Genomic DNA, 17,393 nt, shown 5'->3' on the forward strand with positions numbered 1-17,393 from the left:
AGGGACGAGCCCGGGGGGCACGACACCATGGTGACGGCCTCCCGGGCTCAGCGGCTAGTGAACTCTCACACTCAGGCGCTGGCGGTGATCGAGTCGATCGCGGCCTGGAACTCCGTGCGCTGCGCGTCGGAGATCGGCGCCGAGCCTGCGTTGTCCGCGGCGGCCTGCTGGCCCTCCTCGGAGACGACGTAGCTGAAGAACGCCTTCACCAGGTCGGCGGTCTCCTGGTTCGGGTAGGTTCCGCAGGCGAGCTCGTAGGAGACGAGCACGATCGGGTAGGTGCCGGCGGGCGCGTTCTGCCGGTCGATGTCGATCGCGAAGCTGCCCGCGGGCCGGTCGCCCTCCACCTGCTGCGAGGCGGCGACGACCTCCGCGGCCGCCTCCGGGGAGTACTCGACGAACTCGCCGCCGACGCCGACCGCTGCGACGCCGAGGTCGCCGACCTGACTGGCGTCGGCGTAGCCGATGGTGCCGTTGCCGGCTCCGATGGCCTGCACCACACCCGCGGTCTGCGGGGCGGCCTCGCCCTGCACCTCGGTCGGCCAGTCACCGCTGACCTCGTAGGTCCATACGTCGGGGGCCACCGCGGCCAGGTACTCCTGGAAGTTCTCGGTGGTGCCCGACTCGTCGGAGCGGTGCACGACGGTGATCGGCAGGTCCGGCAGCGTCGCGCCGGCGTTGTCCGCGGCGATCGCCGGGTCGTTCCAGTTGGTGATCTGCTTCGCGAAGATCCCGGCGATGACGGCGGGGGACAGGTTGAGGGTGTCGACACCCTCGAGGTTGAACGCGATCGCGATCGGCGAGATGTAGGCCGGCAGCTCCAGGACGTTGCCACCGCACCGCTCGACCGCGGCCGGCAGCTCCTCCTCGTCGAGGTAGGCGTCGCTGCCGCCGAAGGCGGTGCCACCGGCGATGAACTGCTCCCGGCCGCCGCCGGAGCCCACCGGGTCGTAGTTGACCTGGACTCCCGGGTTCGTCGAGTTGAAGCCCGCCACCCAGGCCTGCATGGCGGCGGCCTGCGAACTGGCGCCGGCGCCGGCGATGGAGCCGGAGAGCTCGGAGCCTCCGCCACCGGCGGGTGCGGCGGACTCGTTGGCCGCGCCGCAGCCCGCGAGCAGCAGGGCGCCACTGGTGGCCAGGCCCACTGCGGCAATTCGGGCACGGGCACTGTGCCGCACGATCTTCACGTCGAGGTTCCTCCGTCGTCGGTTCCCGGAAGGGGGTCGATGCGGCTCGGGGTGGCCGCTCGTCCCGAGACGGTAGGTAGCGACGGTGGACGAACTCCCCCGTTCAGATGAACGTGGAATGAACACACCACTGAACGTGAGGCATCCCACCCGTTGTAGTGAGTCGTGATCGCCCCGTGACCTGCGGATATTGTTGCCCGCACCGCATGGCGAACGGGTGAACCCCAGATGGCGGTCAGGCGGCGGGCGGGGCGTTCCGAACGAACAGGACGTCGTTGTGGCGCACCGTGAAACCGAGCTTCCGGTACACCCGCACCGCCGCGCCGTTGTCGGACTCGACGTAGAGCAGCACCTGTCGCAGGCCCCGCGCGTGCAGGTGCCGCAACCCCGCGATCGTCAGCGCCGCGCCCAGACCGGTGCCCTGCGCCGAGGGGTCGACGCCGAGCACGTAGACCTCACCGATGTGCTCGGGCTCGGTGTGGACCTTGGTCCAGTGGTAGCCGAGCAGCTGGTCGGAGGGGTCGACGGCGAGCAGGAAGCCCTTCGCGTCGAACCACGGCTCGGCCTCGCGCTCGGCGATCTGCTCGAGCCCCCAGCCGCCCTGCTCGGGGTGCCAGTCGAACGCGGCGTTGTTGACGCGCAGGAACGCCTCCTCGTCGGAACCGACGACGAACGGGCGCAGCGCGACGCCCGCGGGGAGCGCGACGGCGTCGGGCGCGTCGGGCATGTCCAGGTGCATCTGCCAGAGCTCGCGCACGCGCACCAGGCCGGCCTCCGCGGCCAGCGCGACGGCCCCCGGGTGCTCGCCGTGGGCCCAAACCCGCAACTCCCCGTCACCGGCGCGCTCCACGAGCGAGTGCAGGAGGCGACGGCCGAGCCCGGCCCGGCGGTGGCGCGGGTGCACGACGAGCTCGCCGCCGCCCGCGGGGTCGAGGTGCGCGAAGCCGACGAGGTCGTCGCCGTCGAGGGCCAGCAGGTGGGCGACGCCAGGACTGCGCAGCTGCAGCAGCACCTCGTCGGAGAGCGGGGTGCTGCCGTCGGCGGCCGCAGCGGCCGAGGCCAGGGCGCGGACCACCGAAACGCCGTCGTCGTCGAGCCCGGCGCGCCACTGCAGTTCGGTCACATGATCGAGCCTACGCGCGGAAGCTCAGCCGCTCGTCGGCGTCGGCGTCCTCGTCGTCGGCCTCCAGCGCGGGCGCGCCGAGCGCACCGCGGCCCGGACGCACGAACTTGTAGCCGACGTTGCGGACGGTGCCGATCATCTGCTCGTGCTCGGTGCCGAGCTTGGCGCGCAGGCGCCGCACGTGGACGTCGACGGTGCGGGTGCCGCCGAAGAAGTCGTAGCCCCAGACCTCCTGCAGCAGCTGCGCGCGGGTGAACACCCGGCCCGCGTGCTGCGCGAGGTACTTGAGCAGCTCGAACTCCTTGTAGGTGAGCTCCAGGAGCCGCCCGCGCAGGCGCGCGGCGTAGGTGGCCTCGTCGATCACCAGCTCGCCGAGCACCAGTGCACCGCTGCCGCCGCCGCTGTCGGCGCCGGGGCGGGCCTTGAGCAGGCGCAGCCGGGCGTCGACCTCGGCGGGACCGGCTCCGGGGAGCAGGATCTCGTCGACGACCCACTCGCCGGACACGGCCACCAGGCCGCCCTCGGTGAGGATCGCGACGACCGGCACGTCGGTGCCCGTGCTGCCCAGCAGGCGGCACAGGCTGCGCGCGGCGACCAGGTCGGTGCGGGCGTCGACGAGGACCGCGTCGTGCGGCCCGGCGTCGAGCAGCGCCGCCACCTCGGGCGCGGCGGTGCGCACGCCGTGCGGCAGGAGCGTGAGCGCCGGCAGGACCGAACCCGGGTCCGGATCGGCCGTCAGCAGCAGGAGCTCCATCTGTTCCTCCTCATCGGGGCGTGCGCCCCCTCTGGAGAAACGGCGGGCGACGTTGACGCACCGTGTTCACATCCGCGTGATCGGGACGAGACCCGCGCGGATCGACGAAGAATAGCCCGCGACCGACCCGGTGCCCTAGTACCGCGGCACAGGTCACGACCCGGAGGTGGCCGGGGACCCGCACCGCTCTACGGTCTCCCGGGTGACCGCAGTCGTCGTCGGAGGTCGGATGAAGCGCCTGATCGTCGGACTGGTGGTGCTCGTCGGGGTGCTCGTGGGGCTCGACTTCGGTGCCGCCGCGCTCGCCGAGTCGGCCGTCTCCCGGCAGATGCGCGAGCAGATCGGCCTGCCCGACGACCCCGATGTCCGCATCAACGGCTTCCCGTTCGTCACACAGGCCCTGGCCGGGCGCTACTCCAGCATCGACGTCACCGCCGACCGCCTGCAGGTCGGCGACCTGCAGGAGGTCGAGATCGTCGCGCAGCTCCGCGACGTCGACGCCCCGCTGTCGGAGGTGCTCGGGTCCGGCCCGAAGTCGCTGCGCGTCGCGGAGGCCGACGGCACCGTCCGGGTCGGCGCCGATGACATCGAGCGGCTGCTGGGCAGCGTCGACAAGCTGCGCATCGAGTCCCTCGACGCCGACGCGCTCGAGGCGGCCGTCGAGGACGGCGCGGACCCGTCGCTCGCCGACGTCGACCCCGACACCGTCGCCCGGCTCGTCGGCACCACCGCAGTGCTCGGCGAGGACACCGAGGTCTCCGCGATCGTCGCCCTCGACCTCACCGACGGGCTCGTGCGCATCGTCCCGCGCGACGTCCGCATCGGCGGTCCCGACGCCGCGCCGCTGCCGGAGTCGGCGCAGGCCTCCCTGGCCGACCGCTTCACCGTCGAGGTCGACCCGGGCTCCCTGCCGCTGCAGGTCACCCCGACCGAGCTCAAGGCCGTCGACGGCGTCCTGGAGATCAGCGGCAGCACGACCGACCTCCTGCTCGGGGCCGCGGCCACCACCACCGGGTGACGCCCGCGACCTCCGCGGACTAAAGCGGGACCGGTCGGCGTTGGCGCGCACGTGGACCCCCTCGGCGTGACGGTGCTGGTCGCCGCCCTGGCGATCGCGACAGCCGTCGGCCTGGTGCTGCGCCGCCGCGACGGGCGCGTGCGCACGACGGGCGACCGCGGCGGGGCCACCGCGAGCGCTGACGCCGCCACCGGCGGCTGGGCCCTGGCCGGCACCGCGCCCTCCGACGGCGACCGCGTCCTGCTGCTGCAGCTCTCCTCCCCGGTCTGCACGCCGTGCCGGCGCACCGCGGAGCTGATCGACGACCTGCGCGCCCGGCAGCCGGGCGTCGCGCACACCGAGGTGGACGTGGCCGAGCGGCCGGAGGTCGCGCGCGCCCTCGGGGTGCTGCGCACGCCCACCGTCGTCGCCTTCGACCGGTCCGGCGCGGAGTTCGTCCGGGTCTCCGGCCTGCCGCGCGCGGCCGAGCTCGAGGCCGCGCTCGCCCCGGTCCTGGACGCACGGTGACGCACCCGGCCGCCCGCAGTGCGGGATCACGCTCCCGCAGGTCGGGACACTGGGTTAGGCTCGCACCGTGTTCTGGCCGTTGACCCGTCGCCGCGCAGTGGACCTGTGCCGCGTCGGCAGCTGCCTGTGTCACGCCTCCTGAGCATCTGCGCCCCTCATCCGCTCGTCTCAGGAGCACCCCCATGTCCGCATCGGACCCCCCGCTCGATCCGCGCGGCGTCCGCTTCGCCGCGGCGCTGTCCACCGTCGTGCTCGCGATCGTGCTGCTCACCGGCAGCGGGTGGCTGCTCGCCGCGCAGGCCGTGGTGTTCGCGCTCGCCGCGTTCGCCGGGCCGCGCTTCGCGCCGTACCCGCTGCTGTTCCGCACGCTCGTCGCGCCGCGGCTGAGCCCGCCCACCGAGCGCGAGGACGCCGCCCCCGTCCGGTTCTCGCAGCTCATCGGGTTCGTGTTCGCCCTGGTCGGCACGGTCGGCTACCTCACCGGGCTCTCCGTGCTCGGCGTCGTCGCCACGGCGATCGCACTCGTCGCCGCCTTCCTCAACGCGGCCTTCGGCTTCTGCCTGGGCTGCGAGATGTACGCCCTCCTCCACCGATTCCGCACGCACCGCAACCAGCAGGGAGCCACAGCATGAGCCGCGAGGACGTCCTCGTCACCGCCGATTGGGCCGAGAAGAACATCGGCACCGACGGCATCGTGTTCCTCGAGGTCGACGAGGACACCGCCGCCTACGACGGCGGCCACCTGGCCGGCGCCGTGAAGATCAACTGGACCACGGAGCTCCAGGACTCCGTGCGCCGCGACATCGTCGACGCCGACCAGTTCGGCGCCCTGCTCTCGGCCAAGGGCGTCTCCAACGACGACACCGTGGTCCTCTACGGCGGCAACAACAACTGGTTCGCCGCCTACGCGTACTGGCAGTTCAAGCTGTACGGGCACGCCGACGTCAAGCTGCTCGACGGCGGCCGCAAGAAGTGGGAGCTCGACGGGCGCCCGCTCACCACCGACGCCACCGACCGCACCCCCACGACCTACACCGCGAAGCCGGCCGACACGTCGATCCGCGCCTTCCGCGACGAGGTCGTCGAGGCCATCGGCAGCCAGAACCTGGTCGACGTCCGCTCGCCCGACGAGTTCTCCGGCAAGATCCTCGCGCCGGCGCACCTGCCGCAGGAGCAGAGCCAGCGCCCCGGCCACATCCCCGGCGCCATCAACATCCCGTGGAGCAAGGCGGCCAACGAGGACGGCACGTTCAAGTCCGACGAGGACCTCGCCAAGCTCTACGGCGACGAGGGCTTCGACGGCTCGCGCCCGACCATCGCCTACTGCCGCATCGGCGAGCGCAGCTCGCACACCTGGGTCGTGCTGCACGAGCTGCTCGGCCACGGCGACGTCAAGAACTACGACGGCAGCTGGACCGAGTACGGCTCGCTCATCGGCGTGCCGATCGAGCTCGGCGCGGGGAGCAAGGGCTGATGTGCGGCGCTCCTGACCAGTCCGTGTCGCTGCCTGCGGGCACCGACCTCAGCAAGGAGACCGTCCTCGCCGGGCGCGTCGTCGCGGGCGGCGAGCCCGTCGGCGGCGCCTTCGTCCGGCTGCTCGACGGCACCGGCGAGTTCACGGCCGAGGTCGTGGCCAGCGCGAGCGGCGACTTCCGCTTCTTCGCCGCCCCCGGCACCTGGACGCTGCGCGCGCTGAGCCGCAGCGGCAACGGGGAGGCCGTGCTGGAGGCCGACGCCCCCGGCCTGCACCAGACGCTGGTGGCGGTGGCCTGACGGCCGTCGCTCCACCCATCCCACTTGCAGGAAAGCCACGTTCACGCAACGAGGTTGCGTGAACGTGGCTTTCCTGCAACATGGGGTCGGTGGTGCCACTAGGATGGCTCCCCGTGCACTGGTTCTTCACCGGCCTGCTGATCGCGGCCAGCGGCGGCACGGTGGCCTACACCGGCTACCTGCTCCGACGGCTGTTCACCACCGAGCCGACGCCCGGGTCCGTCGCGGAGCCCGCGTCGTGAGCGGGCCAGACGGCGAGATCCCGGGCACCATCACCGGCCCGGCCAACGCCGCCCCCGACTCGCCGCGACGCAACCGGCCGCGCTTCGAGGACCTCCCGGTCCCCGACGACACGGCCAACCTGCGCGAGGGCCCCGACCTGCACCAGCAGTGCCTGGGCCTGCTGCCGCTGATCGGCGTGTGGCGCGGGGCGGGCGAGGTCGTCTACCCGACGATCGACGGCCCCTTCGCCTACGGCCAGCAGCTCGTGTTCGCCCACGACGGGCGCCCGTTCCTGTCCTACGAGGCGCGCGCCTGGCTGCTCGACGACGACGGCAAGGTCATCCGCCCCGCCGCCCGCGAGTCGGGCTTCTGGCGCCCGCAGGAGGGCGGGGAGCTCGAGGTGCTCCTCACCCACGCCACCGGGATCGTCGAGGTCTTCTACGGCCGCGCGCTCGACCTGCGCTCGTGGGAGATCGAGACCGACGCGGTGGTGCGCACCCCGACCGCGCAGGACGTGCAGGCCTCCCACCGGCTCTACGGGCTGGTGGAGGGCGGCGACCTCGCCTACGTCGACGAGCGCGCGATGATGGGCCAGCCGATGCAGCCGCACCTCTCGGCGCGCCTGAGCCGCATCGCGGGCTGACGGGCCCGGTCCGCGACGGCTCCGGGCCTCAGCCCACGCCGACGCGGTCGGGCAGCAGGTCGCGCAGCTCGGCGTCGGACAGCCCGGACAGGCGCGCGAGCTGGTCGTGACCCAGACCGGTCTCGGCGAGCCGGGCGAGCACCGACCGCAGCGCCTCGCGCTCGTGGCGGACGGAGTCGGTGAGCCGGGCGAGCTGGCGGCGGCAGGCGTCGAGCTCCACGGTGGCGCCGACCGCGCGCACCGGATCGTCCAGCAGGACCGCGAGCAGGCGGTCGCGGGCGTCGCCGCGGGCGCTGGGGGCGATGTCGGGCGTGACGGTCTCCGGGGGCCGGGCGGGCCCGTCGGCGCGGACCCCGTGGTCCGGGGTGACCGACGCGGCGGCATCGGGCGCTGGGCGCGCGGCGCCGTTCACCGCGGTGCCGTTGCGGGAAGCGGGCTCCGGTGTGGGCGTCGTGGTCCCGGTGGACGGCTCGGACGGCGCGGAGCCACCCGCACGGGCGTGCGCCTCGCGCGCGGCGAGCGCCTGCGCGACGGCCGCGGCGACCGTGCGGCCGGAGCCGACGCGCTCGGTGGGGTCGGACCAGGCGCCGTCGTGCCCGGTGCCCCGGTCGGGGTCGGCCTCGTCGGCGGCCGGATCCGTGTCGACCTGTGCGGGGCCGCCCGCCGCAGTGTCGACCGCCGCAGTGCCGACCGCCGCAGTCCCGACCGCCGCAGTCCCGACCGCTTCGGGGTCGACAGCCCCGGTGTCGACGACCGTCGCGGCGAGGGCGCGGGCGCGCCGGCGCCGTCGTGCGACAAGGAGGACGGCCACGAGGGCGATGACGAGGAGCAGGGCCCCGGCACCGACCGGGACCAGCACCTCAGGCGTCAGAGCCAGCTGCATGGTTGCGGACCGTACGCCGTCCGGCGTGACGATGTGCAACCAACCTCACGCGGAGCGTGACGACGAACTGGGCCGAGAGGTGCTCGTCCGGCTGTCGGACCGCTCGGTGCGACCACTGCCGGGCGCCGGCGAGAGGACCGTCGGCTCGTCGGGGCGGACCGCGCCGGCCGCGGCCGGATCGGCACCTGCGGCCTGCTCCGGACGCCGGACGACCGACGTGCGCTCGCCCGCCGGCTGCGCATCCGCCGTGCTCGCACGGGGTGCCGGGCGGAACAGGTCCGCCGGTTCGGGGTCGGGCTCGCTGCGCGGGCGCATCGACGTGCCGCTGTCGCCCACGGCCGGATAGGCGCCGGTCGGCAGGCGGTGGGCGGCCTTGCCCGCCTCGCGCTCCGGCCGGGCGGCGGGTGCCTTTTCCGCGGTGGCGGCGGCGTCGGACGCCGGGGATGCGGCCGGAGAACCACCCGGACGAGGGTCACCCGACTGAGCACGGGCGGCCTGCGGCCGGCCGTTGGAGGACTGGTCGGAGCCCTGCGAGGGCTGGCCGTTCTGGCTGCTCGGCGCCTGCCCGTTCTGCGGGCGGCCGTTCTGCGCACCGGCAGCGGCGCCGGGACGGGCGGCCTCGGTCTGCTGCTGCTGCTGGGACGGCTGCGACCCGCGGGACACTGCGGCCCCGGCGGGGGTGCCCGCGCCGCGGTCGGCCGGACGCTCCGCGTCGGACCGCTCGCTGCGGGGCTCGGCGGAGCCGGACGTTCCGGACCCCGAGGGCGCCGACGACGGCGCGGAGCTGCCGGATGTGCGGGCGGAGCCGTCGCGCGGCTCACCCGCCGACGACCCGTTGGGGCCGGAGGCCGGGGTGGACGCGCTCGCGCCGGACGTGGGCGCGGGCGGCGCACCGGCGGTCGAGCCCGTGGCCCGCAGCGGCGACGGCGTGCCGCGACCCGGCGTCGGCGAGGGCCGGGACGGCTCGGCGGACCCACCGCCACCGCGACGGTCGGCGGGGGCCGCCGCGCCCGAGGGCAGCGCGGTGGTGGCCGAGCCGGAGCCCGGCAGCGCGGTGGTGGCCGAGCCGGAGCCCGGCAGCGCGGTGGTGGCCGGCCCGGAGCCCGGCGCGCTGCCGGTCGGGGACGCACCCTGCCCCGCCTTGTCCGGCGACGGACCCGCAGGGCGGGCGGATCCCGACGGCACCGGCGAGGCACCGGCGGCGGGGGTGGGCTGCGGACCGGGCGCGCGGCGCGCGGCGCCCTCGCCCGCACCGGGCGCGGGCCGGGGCGGCGCACCGGCGGGACGGGGGCCGGGCTCGGGACGGCCCTGCCGGACGTCGTCGCGGCGGGCGGTGACCGGGCGGTTCGCCGACTCGTGCGCGGGCATCTGCGCGGTCGGGGCGGCCAGCATGCCCTCGAGCTGCGAGCGCATCCGCGTGAGCTCGGCCAGCACGGCGTCGCGCTGGCGCATCAGGTCGGCCACCTGGGCGCGCACGCCCTCGGTCTCGGCGCGGGCGGCGCGGTGGGCGTTGCGCCGGATCTCCGCGGCCTCCTCCTCGGCGGCCGCGAGGATGCTCTCCATGCGGTCGGTGAAGGTGCCGATGGTGTCCGGGTCGCCCGCCGGGCCACCGGGCCGCGGGCGCGGGGTCGGTCGGGGGCGCATCGGCTGGCTGGACGAGACGACGGGCATCGGCTGGCTGCGCGCGACGTCGAGATCGGCGCGCATCCGGGCGAGCACCCGTTGCAGCCGGTCGACGTGCTCATCGACCTGGCGCCGGTCGTAGCCGCGCAGCACGACGTCGAAGCGTGGCGCGCCGGGCACCCCCGCGTCACTCGTCATCGCTAGCCCTCCCGTGCGTGCCGTCACCGTGCATTCCGACGAGGGTAGGGGGGTCGTTTCGCCCGATCCCGGCCGTTCACCCTTTCGCAGCATAGCGAGAGGGCCGTCGCCCGGCAGCCGCGGTTCCGGACGAAGCGCCCGACGGGCACCCGGCGCGGCGGCCTACCATCGGTCGGGTGGACACCTCGACCCGGCTCGACACCGCAGGTGAGCGGCGCGACGACGCCGACGGACCGGAGGACCTGAAGCGCACGCTGCACCAGCGCGGCTTCCGGATGACCCCCCAGCGGCAGCTCGTGCTCGACGCCGTGCGCGACCTCGGTCACGCGACACCGGAGCGCATCTGTGCGCAGGTGCAGGCCGTCGCGCCCGCCGTCAACATCACGACGATCTACCGCACGCTGGACCTGCTGGAGAAACTCGGGCTGGTGCGGCACACGCACCTGGGTCACGGCGCCCCGAACTACTCCGAGGCCGAGCACCAGCACGTGCACCTCGTCTGCCACGAGTGCGGGGCCGTCACCGAGACTCCCACCGATCTGATGAACGAGCTGTCCTCCCGCCTGCGCGGGTCGGTCGGGTTCGAGCTCGACGTCACCCACGTCGCGCTGTCCGGCCGCTGCCGCGACTGCACCCAGGAGGCGGGCGCGTGACCGACACCCAGCTGACGCCCGACGCCCCCGACCGCGACTCCCCCGTGCCTCCGCACCGCGGCGACCCGCTCGCCGAGCAGCGCCGGATGGCCCGCGGCGCCGCGGTGGTCGACCGCAGCCACCGCGGGGTCATCGCCGTGACGGGCGAGGACCGCCTGAGCTGGCTGCACCTGCTGCTCACCCAGCACGTCAGCGAGCTGCCCGCGGACACCGGCACCGAGACGCTGATCCTCGACCTCAACGGCCGCGTCCTGCACCACATGGTCGTCGCGCACACCGCCGACACGGTCTACCTCGACACCGAGCCCGGCGACGTCCCGCCGCTGCTGGACTACCTGACCAAGATGGTGTTCTGGTCCAAGGTCGAGCCGCGCGACGCCACCGCGGAGCTCGCGGTGCTCAGCGTGGTCGGACCCGACACCGCCGACGTCCTCACGACGGCGGGCGTCCCGGTCCCCGATCGGCCGCACGGCGCGCTCGCCCTGCCCGGCGGCGGCGTGGTGCGGCGGATGCCGTGGCCCGGCGTCGACGCGGCCGATCTGCTGGTCCCCCGCGCCGAGCAGGACGTGTGGTGGCAGCGGCTCACCGGCGCGGGAGCGCGTGAGGCCGGGACGATGGCCTTCGAGGCGCTGCGCGTGGAGTCCGGGCGGCCGCGGCTGGGCCTGGACACCGACGAGCGCACGATCCCGCACGAGGTCGGCTGGATCGGCGACGCGGTCCACCTGACGAAGGGCTGCTACCGCGGCCAGGAGACGGTCGCGCGCGTCGCCAACCTCGGGCGTCCGCCCCGCCGCCTGGTCCTGCTGCACCTCGACGCGGGCGACGAGCACCTGCCCGTGCCCGGCGAGCCCGTCACCCTCGGGGGCCGCACGGTCGGCCGCGTGGGCACGGTCGTGCAGCACCACGAGCTCGGTTCGGTGGCGCTCGCGCTGGTCAAGCGCTCGGTGCCGCTCGACGCCGACCTCGTCGCCGGGATCGACGAGCGCGCCTCTCCGGCCCGGGTCGACCCCGACTCGGTGCCGGCCGAGGACGCCGCGCCGCCGCCCGGACGCGCGGCCCAGGGCGGCCTGCGGGGCTGACCCCCGCCCCTCGAGTTGCAGGAAGGCCACCTTCAGGACGACAAGCGTCCACGAGGTGGCCTTCCTGCAACTCCGGGCGCGTGAGCTGATCCCGAGTGATGGGACACTGCTCCCGCATCGCGAGAACCCGGCGTAGCGTCCGCCGGGTGGACGCACCCCGTTACCGCTGGGTGGTGCTCGCCGTCGGCAGCGCCGCCCAGGCCGCCACCGCGGCCTACTTCCTCGGGCTCGCCGCCGTCACGCCGGCACTGCGGGCGCACTTCGACCTCGACCTCGCCGGCGTCGGCCTCATGATCGGCGCGATCTCGATCGGGCTCGTGCCGACGCTCATCCCGTGGGGCGCGGCCGCCGACCGGTTCGGCGAGCGCGGGGTCATGGCGACCGGGCTCGTCGGCTCGGCCGCCGCGCTGTCCACCGCGGCACTGGTGCCGCACCCCCTCGCCGCCGGTGGGCTCCTCATGCTGGCCGGAGCCTCGGGGGCGTCGGTCAACGCCGCCAGCGGGCGCGCGGTGATGACGTGGTTCCCCGCGCGGAGCCGGGGCCTCGCGATGGCCGTGCGGCAGACGTCGGTGCCGGTCGGGGCCGCACTGGCCGCGGTCGCGCTGCCCGCCGTGGCGACGGCCGGCGGGGTGCCGGCGGTGTTCCTCGTGCTCGCCGCGGTCTGCCTCGTCGCGGCCGGGACCGTGGCCGCGTTCGTCCGCGAGCCCCCGGACGCCCCGCCGCGGGGATCGCGTCCCGCGGGCCGCATGCTCGACGTCCTGACCGACCGACGACTGCAGCGCCTGAGCGCGGCCGGGCTGCTGCTGGTCGTCCCGCAGTTCCTGGGCTCGGTCTTCCTCGTCGAGGTCCTGCACACCGGCAGCGGGATGCCGCTGGCCGCCGCCGGGGCCCTCCTGGCGCTCACGCAGGTCCTGGGCGCCGCCGGGCGCCTGGGCAACGGGTTCTGGTCCGACCGCGCGGGCAGCAGGCTGCGACCGCTGCGGATCGTCGCCGCGCTCGTCGCCGTCGGCTTCGGCGGCGCCGCACTGCTCCAGCCGGGCCCGGTCGTCCTGCTCGCCGTGGTCCTCGTGCCCGCCGCCGCGCTGGCGATCAGCTGGAACGGGTTGGTGTTCACCGCCGCGGGCGAGCTCGCCCCGCCCGGGCGGGCCGCCACCGCGATGGCCGTGTCCAACACCGCCAACTACATGGCCGCCGCCGCGACCCCGGTGGTGGGCGGGCTCGTCGCGCAGGCCGCCGGGTGGCCCGCGATGCTCGCCCTCGGCACGGTCGCCGCCGCACTAGCACTCCTGACCCTGCGGGGCCTCCGGGAGCCGGGTGACGCAGACGACGTGACACCGTCGGTGCCACGTCGCACGTCCGGCCGTCGGCACGGTACGGTGGTGACAGGACACTGATGACATGAATGGGGCCGCCGAGACATCCGGCCGCCCCTTCCCTGTTGTAAGGGGGACCAGCCATGGGGCGCGGACGAGCCAAGGCCAAGCAGACGAAGGTGGCCCGGGAACTCAAGTACAGCTCCCCCACCATGGATCTCGACGCGTTGCAGCGCGAGATCGGCGTCGGCGGTGGGACGGTGCTCCACGACACGGAGGCGGAGGACGAGTACGACCCCTACGCCCCCGAGTCCGACAGGGACGACGACTACCGACGTTGACCGGGTTCCACGCAGCACGACGAACGCGGTAGCGGGTCAGGCCGGCTACTTGTTATGTTTGATACATAACAAGTAGGAGGTTGAGGTGTCCCGTTCCCGCGTTCTCGCCGCCGTTCCGCACCTGCCGGCCCAGCTGCCGGCGTGCGTACTCCTGGTACTGGCCGCCGACCGGTTGCCCGATCCGGTCGCGAGCCACTTCGCGCTGGGCGGCACCGCCGACGGGTACACCGGACGCGCGGCGCTCCTCGGCGTGCAGATCGGGTTGGCGCTGTTCCTCACCGTGCTGTTCGGCGTGCTCGCCGGATCGGCGCGCGGCAGGCGGTCGGTCACCGGTCGGTACGACGGCGGGCGCCTCCTCGTCGGCCTGTCGTGGAGCGTCGCGGTGCTCGTCGGTGTGATCACCTACGGCGCCGCCTCCGCCAACCTCGACCTGGCCGACGCCACCGACGCGGTGCTGTCCCCCGGGTGGCTCGCGGCCGGGCTCGGAGCGGGGGCGGCCGTGGGGTGGCTCGTCCACCGCCTGACCCCGGCGAGCCCGACCACCGGCGCGGCCGCACCCGCCGCGGCGGCCGCTGTCGAGGTCGGGGACACCGAGCGGGTGAGCTGGTCGCGGACCGTCGTGTCCCAGCCCCTGGTCGTGCTCGGCGGGGTGCTCCTCCTGGGCGCCGCCGCGCTGGGTTCGCTCGGGGCCCCGCTGGTCGCCGTCGTCGCCCTCGGGGTCGGCGGTCTGCTGGTCGCGGCGACGAGCGCCGTGCGCGTCACCGTCGACCGGCGCGGGCTGCGCGTCGGCCTGGGTCCCGTCGGGTGGCCGCGGATCGTCGTGCCGCTGTCCGACATCAGGTCGGCCATGACCGACGACGTCTCGGCGGCCGAGTTCGGCGGCTGGGGCTACCGGGTCGTCCCCGGCGGCAGCGGGGTCGTCCTGCGCTCGGGGCCCGCGCTCGTCGTGGTGCGCCGGTCAGGGCGGCGCTTCGCCGTCACCGTCGACGACCCGGAGACCGCCGCCGGCCTGCTGAACGGCATCGCGGCATGCTGATCCGCGTCGACCCCGCCCGCCCCGTCCCGCTGCATGAGCAGATCGCCGCCGCCGTCCGGCGGGCCATCGGCGCAGGCGAGGTCGCGGCGGGCGAGCGGCTGCCGCCCGCCCGCGAACTCGCGGCCTCGCTCGACGTCAGCATCCACACCGTGCTCGCCGGCTACCAGCAGCTCCGCGACGACGGGCTGATCGAGCTGCGCCGCGGGCGGGGCGCCACCGTGCGGGCGGGCGCCGACGACGGCCGCGCCGGCGTCGTCGACCTGGCCCGGCAGCTCGTGGAGGCCGCCCGCCGGATCGACCTCGGCGAGGAGGAGCTGGTGGAGCTGGTGCGCGGGCTCAGAACCGCGGGTGGTCGCCCCGGAGCGTGACGCGCGGGGCGTCGGCGTCGGCCGTGCGCGACACGCCGCCGAGCACCCACGCCGGCACGTGCCGGGCGGTGAGCACGGCGAGCGCGCGGTCGACGTCGTCGGCGGGCAGCACGGCCACCATGCCGACACCCATGTTGAACGTCTTCTCCATCTCGGCGCGCTCGACGCGGCCGCGCGAGGCGATGAGGTTGAAGATCGGGTCCGGGGTCCAGGTGTTGCGCTCGACGACGGCGCTGAGGCCGTCGGGCAGGATCCGCTCGACGTTGCGCCCCAGGCCGCCGCCGGTGATGTGGGCGAACGTGCGCACGCCGGTCTCGGCGGCCAGGGCGAGGCAGTCGCGCGCGTAGATGCGGGTCGGGACGAGCAGCTCCTCGCCGAGGGTGTGGCCGAACTCCTCGACGTGGCCCTCCAGCGACATCCGCGCGATGTCGAGCAGCACGTGCCGCGCCAGCGAGTAGCCGTTGGAGTGCAGGCCCGAGGCCCCCAGCCCCACCAGGACGTCGCCGGGGCGGACGCGGTCGGGCCGCAGCATCGCGTCGGCCTCCACGATCCCGACGCCGGTGCCGGAGATGTCGTACCCGCCGACCTCCATCAGCCCGGGGTGCTCCGCGGTCTCGCCGCCGAGCAGCGCGCAGCCGGCCTGCTGGCAGCCCTCCGCGATCCCCTTGACGACGGCCGCGACCTGCTCGGGCACCAGCTTGCCGACGGCGATGTAGTCCTGCAGGAACAGCGGCTCCGCACCGCAGACGACGAGGTCGTCGACGACCATCGCGACGAGGTCGAGCCCGATGGTGTCGTGCTTGTCCATCGCCTGCGCGATCGCGACCTTCGTGCCGACGCCGTCGGTGGACGCCGCGAGCACCGGCTCGGTGTACTTGCCGATCTTCAGCGCGAACAGGCCCGCGAAGCCGCCGATGCCGCCCAGCACCTCGGGGCGGTTGGCCTTCTCCGCGTAGGGGCGCAGCGCGTCGACGGCGCGCTCCCCCGCCTCGATGTCCACACCCGCGGCGGCGTAGCTGGCTCCGGGCAGGTCGGTCGGCATGCTCGTATCTCGCTCTCGGGCGGGCGGGCGGCGCGCAGGGGTGCGCCGTGCGGGTCGGGGGAGCTCAGGGACGGTCGAGCGCGGCACCCGGGCCGACGGCGACCGGCCCGGGATCGCCCGAGGCGGCCCCCGAGACGTCCACCGGGACGGGCTCGAGCAGGTGCTTGCCCAGCCGCGCCTCCTCGGGCAGCGGGATGGGGTACTCGCCGTCGAAGCAGGCCGAGCACAGGCGGCTGCGGGGCTGCTCGCTGGCCGCGATCAGTCCCTCCAGCGAGACGTAGCCCAGGCTGTCGGCGCCGATGGAACGGCGGACGCCCTCGGTGTCGATGCCGCTGGCCACGAGCTCGGCGCGGGTGGCGAAGTCGATGCCGTAGAAGCAGGGCCAGCGCACCGGCGGCGACGCGATGCGCACGTGCACCTCCAGCGCCCCGGCCTCGCGCAGCATCCGCACGAGCGCGCGCTGGGTGTTGCCGCGCACGATGGAGTCGTCGACGACGACGAGCCGCTTGCCGCGGATGACCTCGCGCAGCGGGTTGAGCTTGAGCCGGATCCCGAGCTGGCGGATCGTCTGGCTCGGCTGGATGAACGTGCGCCCGACGTAGGCGTTCTTGACCAGGCCCTGGCCGTAGGGGATGCCGGACTGCTGGGCGTAGCCGATGGCGGCCGGCGTGCCGGACTCCGGCGTCGGGATCACCAGGTCGGCGTCGACGGGGTGCTCGTGGGCCAGGCGCTTGCCGATGTCGACGCGCGTGGAGTGCACGGAGCGGCCGGAGATCGTGGTGTCCGGGCGGGCCAGGTAGACGTACTCGAAGACGCAGCCCTTGGGCTCGGGGGCGGCGAAGCGCGAGCTGCGCATGCCGTCGGCGTCGATCGCGAGCAGCTCGCCGGGCTCGACCTCGCGGACCATCGACGCGCCGACGATGTCGAGCGCCGCCGTCTCGCTCGCGACGACCCAGCCGCGCTCCAGGCGGCCCAGCACCAGCGGGCGGACGCCGTGGCGGTCGCGGGCGGCGTAGAGCGTCTGCTCGTCGCCGAAGACCAGGGAGAACGCCCCGCGCAGGCGCGGGAGCAGCCGCATCGCGGCTTCCTCGACGCCGATGTCGGCGGCCGTGGCGGCCATCAGCTCGGTGACGAGGTCGGAGTCGGTGCTCGACCGGATGTGCGACCGGCCCGACGCCGGCTCGTCGACGAGGGCGGCGACCTCGTCGCGCAACTCGGCGGTGTTGACGAGGTTGCCGTTGTGGCCCAGCGCGATGCCGCTGCCGGTGGCCGTGGTGCGGAACGTGGGCTGCGCGTTCTCCCAGGTGGTGGACCCGGTGGTGGAGTAGCGGCAGTGCCCGATGGCGATGTGGCCCTTGAGCGAGCTCAGCGTCTGCTCGTCGAACACCTGACTGACCAGGCCGAGGTCCTTGAACACCACCATGCGGCGGCCGTCGGACACGGCGATGCCGGCGGCCTCCTGGCCGCGGTGCTGCAGCGCGTAGAGGCCGTAGTAGGCGAGCTTGGCGACGTCCTCGCCGGGCGCCCAGGCGCCGAAGACACCGCACTCCTCACGGGGTTCGTCGTCGGTCGGGTCGGACTCGGTTCGGGTGTCGGGACCCAACGCTCGCTCCCCTGTCGTGGACGGCCG

The 17,393-nt window shown here is 74.8% G+C and carries 21 protein-coding genes; 14 read left to right on the forward strand and 7 right to left on the reverse strand.

Going from position 1 to position 17,393, the window contains the following annotated elements; all coding sequences use genetic code 11:
• Nucleotides 1-71 precede the first annotated feature (71 nt).
• The 3 genes from pstS to I4I82_RS12800 form a co-directional block, all read right to left on the reverse strand.
• Nucleotides 72-1,178 carry a phosphate ABC transporter substrate-binding protein PstS gene (gene pstS, locus I4I82_RS12790; RefSeq protein ID WP_372451464.1) on the reverse strand — a complete coding sequence of 369 codons (1,107 nt, stop codon included), beginning with the start codon at nt 1,176-1,178 and terminating at the stop codon, nt 72-74.
• A gap of 244 nt (nt 1,179-1,422) precedes the next feature.
• Nucleotides 1,423-2,310, reverse strand: a complete 888-nt coding sequence (gene mshD, locus I4I82_RS12795) for a mycothiol synthase (RefSeq protein ID WP_226370020.1) — start codon at nt 2,308-2,310, stop codon at nt 1,423-1,425.
• A gap of 10 nt (nt 2,311-2,320) precedes the next feature.
• Nucleotides 2,321-3,064: a winged helix-turn-helix transcriptional regulator gene (locus I4I82_RS12800; RefSeq protein WP_218591893.1), complete on the reverse strand. Its 744-nt coding sequence runs from the start codon at nt 3,062-3,064 to the stop codon at nt 2,321-2,323.
• A 202-nt stretch (nt 3,065-3,266) separates the two neighbouring features.
• Here I4I82_RS12800 and I4I82_RS12805 point away from each other — a divergent pair, with 202 nt between their 5' ends.
• From I4I82_RS12805 to I4I82_RS12830, 8 genes are all read left to right on the forward strand, one after another.
• Complete coding sequence (locus I4I82_RS12805) at nt 3,267-4,082, forward strand: LmeA family phospholipid-binding protein (RefSeq protein ID WP_218591894.1); 816 nt, start codon at nt 3,267-3,269, stop codon at nt 4,080-4,082.
• 51 nt (nt 4,083-4,133) lie between these two features.
• Nucleotides 4,134-4,589, forward strand: coding sequence for a thioredoxin family protein (locus I4I82_RS12810; protein ID WP_218591895.1), 456 nt, complete (start codon nt 4,134-4,136; stop codon nt 4,587-4,589).
• 67 nt (nt 4,590-4,656) lie between these two features.
• Nucleotides 4,657-4,731, forward strand: a complete 75-nt coding sequence (locus tag I4I82_RS34955; protein WP_372451465.1) for a putative leader peptide — start codon at nt 4,657-4,659, stop codon at nt 4,729-4,731.
• Nucleotides 4,732-4,771: 40 nt separating this feature from the next.
• Nucleotides 4,772-5,221, forward strand: a complete 450-nt coding sequence (locus I4I82_RS12815) for a DUF4395 domain-containing protein (protein WP_218591896.1) — start codon at nt 4,772-4,774, stop codon at nt 5,219-5,221.
• A complete protein-coding gene (locus I4I82_RS12820) occupies nt 5,218-6,063 on the forward strand; it encodes a sulfurtransferase (protein WP_218591897.1) in 846 nt (281 codons plus the stop codon). Before I4I82_RS12815 ends, I4I82_RS12820 begins: the two co-directional genes overlap by 4 nt.
• Nucleotides 6,063-6,362, forward strand: coding sequence for a DUF1416 domain-containing protein (locus I4I82_RS12825; protein WP_218591898.1), 300 nt, complete (start codon nt 6,063-6,065; stop codon nt 6,360-6,362). The genes I4I82_RS12820 and I4I82_RS12825 overlap by 1 nt, the downstream gene beginning before the upstream one ends.
• A 113-nt stretch (nt 6,363-6,475) precedes the next feature.
• Complete coding sequence (locus I4I82_RS34440) at nt 6,476-6,604, forward strand: hypothetical protein (RefSeq protein WP_267460585.1); 129 nt, start codon at nt 6,476-6,478, stop codon at nt 6,602-6,604.
• A 17-nt stretch (nt 6,605-6,621) separates the two neighbouring features.
• Nucleotides 6,622-7,227 (forward strand): heme-binding beta-barrel domain-containing protein, encoded by a 606-nt coding sequence (locus I4I82_RS12830; RefSeq protein ID WP_218591902.1) that lies wholly within the window; start codon nt 6,622-6,624, stop codon nt 7,225-7,227.
• A 28-nt stretch (nt 7,228-7,255) separates the two neighbouring features.
• On the opposite strand, the gene I4I82_RS12835 is transcribed toward I4I82_RS12830, so the two are convergent.
• Together I4I82_RS12835 and I4I82_RS12840 are read right to left on the reverse strand one after the other, a co-directional pair.
• Nucleotides 7,256-8,110, reverse strand: coding sequence for a hypothetical protein (locus I4I82_RS12835; protein WP_218591899.1), 855 nt, complete (start codon nt 8,108-8,110; stop codon nt 7,256-7,258).
• A 45-nt stretch (nt 8,111-8,155) separates the two neighbouring features.
• Entirely contained in the window at nt 8,156-9,931 is a 1,776-nt protein-coding gene (locus I4I82_RS12840) for a DivIVA domain-containing protein (RefSeq protein WP_218595753.1), read from the reverse strand.
• Nucleotides 9,932-10,206: 275 nt separating this feature from the next.
• On the opposite strand from I4I82_RS12840, the gene I4I82_RS12845 reads away from it, so the two are divergent.
• From I4I82_RS12845 to I4I82_RS12870, 6 genes are all read left to right on the forward strand, one after another.
• Nucleotides 10,207-10,584, forward strand: a complete 378-nt coding sequence (locus I4I82_RS12845) for a Fur family transcriptional regulator (protein ID WP_218594204.1) — start codon at nt 10,207-10,209, stop codon at nt 10,582-10,584.
• Nucleotides 10,581-11,663 carry a CAF17-like 4Fe-4S cluster assembly/insertion protein YgfZ gene (ygfZ, locus tag I4I82_RS12850; RefSeq protein ID WP_218594201.1) on the forward strand — a complete coding sequence of 361 codons (1,083 nt, stop codon included), beginning with the start codon at nt 10,581-10,583 and terminating at the stop codon, nt 11,661-11,663. The genes I4I82_RS12845 and ygfZ overlap by 4 nt, the downstream gene beginning before the upstream one ends.
• A gap of 146 nt (nt 11,664-11,809) precedes the next feature.
• A complete protein-coding gene (locus I4I82_RS12855) occupies nt 11,810-13,057 on the forward strand; it encodes an MFS transporter (RefSeq protein WP_226370021.1) in 1,248 nt (415 codons plus the stop codon).
• Nucleotides 13,058-13,119: 62 nt separating this feature from the next.
• Entirely contained in the window at nt 13,120-13,317 is a 198-nt protein-coding gene (locus I4I82_RS12860; RefSeq protein WP_172155302.1) for a DUF3073 domain-containing protein, read from the forward strand.
• Between the two features lie 85 nt (nt 13,318-13,402).
• Complete coding sequence (locus tag I4I82_RS12865) at nt 13,403-14,353, forward strand: SdpI family protein (protein WP_218595754.1); 951 nt, start codon at nt 13,403-13,405, stop codon at nt 14,351-14,353.
• Nucleotides 14,347-14,721 carry a GntR family transcriptional regulator gene (locus I4I82_RS12870; protein WP_218595755.1) on the forward strand — a complete coding sequence of 125 codons (375 nt, stop codon included), beginning with the start codon at nt 14,347-14,349 and terminating at the stop codon, nt 14,719-14,721. Before I4I82_RS12865 ends, I4I82_RS12870 begins: the two co-directional genes overlap by 7 nt.
• Here the strand turns inward: I4I82_RS12870 and purM are convergent.
• Together purM and purF are read right to left on the reverse strand one after the other, a co-directional pair.
• Nucleotides 14,690-15,763 carry a phosphoribosylformylglycinamidine cyclo-ligase gene (purM, locus tag I4I82_RS12875; protein WP_218595756.1) on the reverse strand — a complete coding sequence of 358 codons (1,074 nt, stop codon included), beginning with the start codon at nt 15,761-15,763 and terminating at the stop codon, nt 14,690-14,692. The two genes, I4I82_RS12870 and purM, sit on opposite strands and share 32 nt — an antisense overlap.
• A 64-nt stretch (nt 15,764-15,827) precedes the next feature.
• Nucleotides 15,828-17,366, reverse strand: coding sequence for an amidophosphoribosyltransferase (purF, locus tag I4I82_RS12880; protein WP_218595757.1), 1,539 nt, complete (start codon nt 17,364-17,366; stop codon nt 15,828-15,830).
• Nucleotides 17,367-17,393 lie beyond the last annotated feature (27 nt).

This window comes from Pseudonocardia oceani, from assembly GCF_019263585.2.
In the GTDB taxonomy this organism is placed as follows: domain Bacteria; phylum Actinomycetota; class Actinomycetes; order Mycobacteriales; family Pseudonocardiaceae; genus Pseudonocardia; species Pseudonocardia oceani.

Excerpts from the sequence above, each read along its gene's own strand:
- I4I82_RS12800 (WP_218591893.1), bottom strand. The coding sequence starts at position 3,064 with ATGGAGCTCCTGCTGCTGACGGCCGATCCGGACCCGGGTTCGGTCCTG.
- I4I82_RS12815 (WP_218591896.1), top strand. The coding sequence starts at position 4,772 with ATGTCCGCATCGGACCCCCCGCTCGATCCGCGCGGCGTCCGCTTCGCC.
- I4I82_RS12820 (WP_218591897.1), top strand. The coding sequence starts at position 5,218 with ATGAGCCGCGAGGACGTCCTCGTCACCGCCGATTGGGCCGAGAAGAAC.
- I4I82_RS12825 (WP_218591898.1), top strand. The coding sequence starts at position 6,063 with ATGTGCGGCGCTCCTGACCAGTCCGTGTCGCTGCCTGCGGGCACCGAC.
- I4I82_RS12835 (WP_218591899.1), bottom strand. The coding sequence starts at position 8,110 with ATGCAGCTGGCTCTGACGCCTGAGGTGCTGGTCCCGGTCGGTGCCGGG.
- I4I82_RS12840 (WP_218595753.1), bottom strand. The coding sequence starts at position 9,931 with ATGACGAGTGACGCGGGGGTGCCCGGCGCGCCACGCTTCGACGTCGTG.
- I4I82_RS12845 (WP_218594204.1), top strand. The coding sequence starts at position 10,207 with ATGACCCCCCAGCGGCAGCTCGTGCTCGACGCCGTGCGCGACCTCGGT.
- I4I82_RS12860 (WP_172155302.1), top strand. The coding sequence starts at position 13,120 with ATGGGGCGCGGACGAGCCAAGGCCAAGCAGACGAAGGTGGCCCGGGAA.
- I4I82_RS12870 (WP_218595755.1), top strand. The coding sequence starts at position 14,347 with ATGCTGATCCGCGTCGACCCCGCCCGCCCCGTCCCGCTGCATGAGCAG.
- purM (WP_218595756.1), bottom strand. The coding sequence starts at position 15,763 with ATGCCGACCGACCTGCCCGGAGCCAGCTACGCCGCCGCGGGTGTGGAC.